Here is a 3,658-nt window from a genome sequence, read left to right on the forward strand (position 1 = left end):
GGCGTGGGCGAGCAGGCCGCCCTCGCCACCGCCGGTGGCACCGCCGCCGGGGCAGCCTCCGCGGCGGCGACCGCCCAGGCCCGGCTGCAGCGGCTGGTCGACTTCGTCGCCCGCCAAGAGCCGCGGCTGAACTGGGCCGCCGGAGACCGACCCGACGGCACCACCGTGCTGGTGACCGACCTTGCCAGCGGCTGGATCCCACCGGGTATCGACCTCCCGGTCGGTTTGCAACTGCGCGAACCGGCCAAGCGTCGAGGCAACGTGGAAGCACTTCTGGGCGAAGTAACCGTCACCGCTGGCTACACACGCCTCCACCACGTGCCACCGCCCGACGATGACGAGCCGATCCCCACTTCGCCGCGAGCACGACAGGGACCCGAGGTGGAAGAGCTCGGCTGGCAGCTCGGGCAAGCCACCAACTGGCGCGACGGGTTACCGCGGCTGGCGCACACCTTGGCGAAGGCCGCATCCCGAGGAACCGGAGTGCTGGATACTGAAATTGAGACGCTCCGCAAACTGCTCGGGGAGACCCGCGATCGGGTGCTTGAGTTGTATCCGGACGACGTAGACGCCGCCACTGTGGGAAACTGGCAGCTGCTTGCGGCGATCGACGCACTCGTTGAGGCTGATAGGACAGGTGCCAATTACCATTTCGCCTGGTTCCAAGCGCTGAGCCCGGTAACCACGGGAGGGGTGAGGTAATGCCACCAGACCTCCGGATAATTACTGAAGAATTGGCGGGCGCGTTAGGGCTTCCCCCGCCACCACTGAGCGTGTCAGACCCCGTAGTTCCTGGCGGCGTTCCGTTTGATCAAGCGCTGGCCGCGCTGGGCTTGGCCGCCAATAGCGGCGACCCCGCCGACAACGCGGAAAGCCAGAAGAATCAGGCCGAACGTGAGGGCAAAGTCAACGACGCGCTGACGAAATTCCCCGCCAACGAGGAGCAGTCGGCCCAGATGCTTCAGCAGGTCCCGCAGATGGCGTCCGGGCTTGCAAGCGGAATCGCTGGTGCTCTCGGCGGTGCGCTGCAACCAATGGCCCAGATCCCGCAACAGGTGGCCCAGGCCGGTATGCAGGCCATGCAAGCGGGCATGGGTGCGCTCCAACACGGCGCCGGCAGCGGCGCGGCCGCGGCGGAGGCGATACCCGGTGAGTTGCTCGGCGCCGGCGGCGGACTCGGGGGCGGTGCTGGCGAATTAGCCGGCGCTGGAGGAGGCGCCGGTGCTGCGGGCTTGGGCGGTACTACACCTGCCGCGATGCTTGGGCCGCCACCGACACCATCGGCAGGTACTGTCCCGATGTCGTCGCCAACCACGCCACCGGCACCACCAGCCACACCTGAGCCGACGCCGGCACCGAGGGGCGGGATGGCCGGAATGCCAATGGTGCCGCCGGGTGCGATGCACGGCGCCGGGAATGCAGGTAGCGACGCCAAGGCCGACACCAAGCGCGTCGTCCCACCGTCGGTGAAAAATGGCGCCCCAGTACAGGGACGCGTCACAGCACCCCCGACTGTGCCGGAGGTACTAAAGCGTCTCGCGGGCAAGCCGCTTACGACCCGGCGCATCCTCGCGCCCGATCAGAAACCTGACGACAACCGGGCTGACGAAGAACGCTAACCCGATTAATCAGCGATTCGTCAAGCGAAACATTGCACCCGTGACGCTGCGCACTGCGCAAGCGCGTCACTCGGTGGTGAATTGACGGCGGGCAATCAGTCGTGGACGCTTACCTGCGTGGACGACGACAACAAATACCTTCAAGATCTACTGGTTGCGGCGCTGCACAATCGCCGTCCGCCGGTCATCGAGCCCCCGCAGCCGCCCACGCTCGGCACGTCCTCCATAGATCAGTTAGTCGAATTGCTTCACCTTGCGGCCAATCAAGATGTCGAATCAGACAAAGCACAAGTATTGGCAGGTGGGGAAACTCGGAACCGCCTGCTTACGGCGGCGGTAAATGAAGCTATTCAACAGGAGACGGCCGACGGCGACAGCGCCGATCCGGAGCGCTAACCAGACCGTCCGTGTAGTGGGCGAAACGCCAACGCGCACACAAGGAAATACAGGTATCCCAACGCCCAGCCGGCGATCACGTCGGACACGTGGTGCACGTTCAGCGCGACGCGCCCGAATCCGACGGCCACCACGATCAGCGTGCCCGCTGGGACGGCAACCACGCGCATCGACCGGCCAAGTATGGGGGCCAACACGGTCAGCAAGGCCAAGACAACTGCCATGGCCCCCAGCGCATGCCCGGACGGAAACGACGAGGACGACGCGTGTATCAGCGATGTCACCGGTCGTGGACGATGAACCAGATGCTTGGCGACGTGCGTGACCAGCTCGTTGAATTGCATTGTGGCCAACAAGAACAGCGCTTCGCGCACCAGACGCTTGACCATCGCGACTACCACAGCCACCACCCCCAGCAGCCGAAACGCGCCGGGGCTGAACACCGTGCACACCACGTCCCAGAACCGCACCCACAGCGGATGCTTGACACCGACGTCGTAGAGAGCCCGCAACGACGAGGTGTCGGCGGATCCGAGCCAACCCCAACCGTGCCGATAGCCCAGCCACATCGCCGCATACACCACTGCCGCGAGCACAGCCGTGGCGACGGGCACGACCGTCAACCGGAGCGAAACCATGGCTATACGCCTACCAGGACAACAGTCCCTACCGCCCGCGAGGCGAAGCATGTGGGAACCCGTTGCCGGGCACCCGACGTCATACTGGGCTGATGGCAGTTTTCGTCCGCAGATTGTTCGGCATCGGCAAGCTGCCCGACGACCTGCGCGAAGAGGTCGAAGCCGAGGGTCTGATCTACCTCGCCGACTACGTCGCAGTGACCCGACGGTTCAGCGGCGCCATCCCCGGTCTGCGCTCGTCGCATAGCGTGGCCAGTTACGTGGGGTCGCTAGTGTTGACGTCGCAACGGGTGCTGGCGACGCTGTCGTCGCTGCCCAAGCTGGCTGGCCCCACGGTCGATGTGCGCTGGGAGGAGGCGCAATCCGGGCCCGCAACAGCCGAGGTCGCATCGACCGGTCTGCACGTCGAAGTCGACGTCGGTCGCGTCGACTCGCGGTTCACCGGTCTTTTGTCGCTGCACTACAAGGCCACCATTCCCGGCGACGTGCTCACCGGACTGCCGCGCCGGTCGCTGGCGTTCGACGTGCCCCCCGAATATGTGTTCCGGGCGGTCGGCTTCGCCTACAGTCCCTGACGCGGCCAGCCGCGCAGATCCGGCCACGGCGGGCGGCGCAGCACCGCCAGAGTGCCAATCACCGCTGCCAGCAGACCGGTGATTACGCCGATCAGCCCTATCCGGTTCATGTCGACGGCTCCCACCCACGACGCCTTCTCGCCGCGGATGACGAACACCCCGAGCGGCGTAGCCGTCAGGCCGTCGCCGTAGCGACCCCCACCACGGATCCGGGCGGCGGTGATGACGGTGGTGCCGTCGACCATGTGGAAGGGCTCGCCGAAGACGCGACGGACCACGCCATCGGTGGGCAACTGGTCGAAGATGTCTGGAATTTTCATTGCACCGCTCCCCATCCGCCGAGTGCGTCTTATCTTGCCGCGACCGCGGCCTCCCACGCGATAGGCATCGCGGTTCCTACGATGGCCTTGTGACCGGTCAAGAGTTCAGC

Annotated in this window: 6 protein-coding genes; 4 read left to right on the forward strand and 2 right to left on the reverse strand. The window is 65.9% G+C overall.

All coding sequences use genetic code 11. The annotated features are described in order from the left end of the window. The 3 genes from ACFE99_RS12795 to ACFE99_RS12805 form a co-directional block, all read left to right on the forward strand. Window positions 1-702, forward strand: a 702-nt coding sequence (locus ACFE99_RS12795) for a DUF5632 domain-containing protein (protein WP_375485789.1), incomplete at its 5' end; no start/stop codon positions are given. Further along, window positions 702-1,619: a hypothetical protein gene (locus ACFE99_RS12800; RefSeq protein WP_375485791.1), complete on the forward strand. Its 918-nt coding sequence runs from the start codon at window positions 702-704 to the stop codon at window positions 1,617-1,619. The genes ACFE99_RS12795 and ACFE99_RS12800, both read left to right, overlap by 1 nt. A gap of 117 nt (window positions 1,620-1,736) precedes the next feature. Continuing rightward, complete coding sequence (locus ACFE99_RS12805; protein ID WP_375485793.1) at window positions 1,737-2,015, forward strand: hypothetical protein; 279 nt, start codon at window positions 1,737-1,739, stop codon at window positions 2,013-2,015. Here the strand turns inward: ACFE99_RS12805 and ACFE99_RS12810 are convergent. Then, entirely contained in the window at window positions 2,012-2,653 is a 642-nt protein-coding gene (locus ACFE99_RS12810; RefSeq protein WP_375485795.1) for a phosphatase PAP2 family protein, read from the reverse strand. The two genes, ACFE99_RS12805 and ACFE99_RS12810, sit on opposite strands and share 4 nt — an antisense overlap. Before the next feature lie 92 nt (window positions 2,654-2,745). Here ACFE99_RS12810 and ACFE99_RS12815 point away from each other — a divergent pair, with 92 nt between their 5' ends. Next, window positions 2,746-3,228, forward strand: a complete 483-nt coding sequence (locus tag ACFE99_RS12815) for a hypothetical protein (protein WP_375485797.1) — start codon at window positions 2,746-2,748, stop codon at window positions 3,226-3,228. Here ACFE99_RS12815 and ACFE99_RS12820 read toward each other — a convergent pair. Further along, window positions 3,216-3,548 carry a hypothetical protein gene (locus ACFE99_RS12820; protein WP_375485799.1) on the reverse strand — a complete coding sequence of 111 codons (333 nt, stop codon included), beginning with the start codon at window positions 3,546-3,548 and terminating at the stop codon, window positions 3,216-3,218. The genes ACFE99_RS12815 and ACFE99_RS12820 overlap by 13 nt on opposite strands. Window positions 3,549-3,658: the final 110 nt, after the last annotated feature.

Source organism: uncultured Mycobacterium sp. (assembly GCF_964249325.1).
Lineage (GTDB): Bacteria > Actinomycetota > Actinomycetes > Mycobacteriales > Mycobacteriaceae > Mycobacterium.

Coding starts and splice junctions, on each gene's coding strand:
- ACFE99_RS12800 (WP_375485791.1), top strand. CDS start 702: ATGCCACCAGACCTCCGGATAATTACTGAAGAATTGGCGGGCGCGTTA.
- ACFE99_RS12810 (WP_375485795.1), bottom strand. CDS start 2,653: ATGGTTTCGCTCCGGTTGACGGTCGTGCCCGTCGCCACGGCTGTGCTC.
- ACFE99_RS12815 (WP_375485797.1), top strand. CDS start 2,746: ATGGCAGTTTTCGTCCGCAGATTGTTCGGCATCGGCAAGCTGCCCGAC.
- ACFE99_RS12820 (WP_375485799.1), bottom strand. CDS start 3,548: ATGAAAATTCCAGACATCTTCGACCAGTTGCCCACCGATGGCGTGGTC.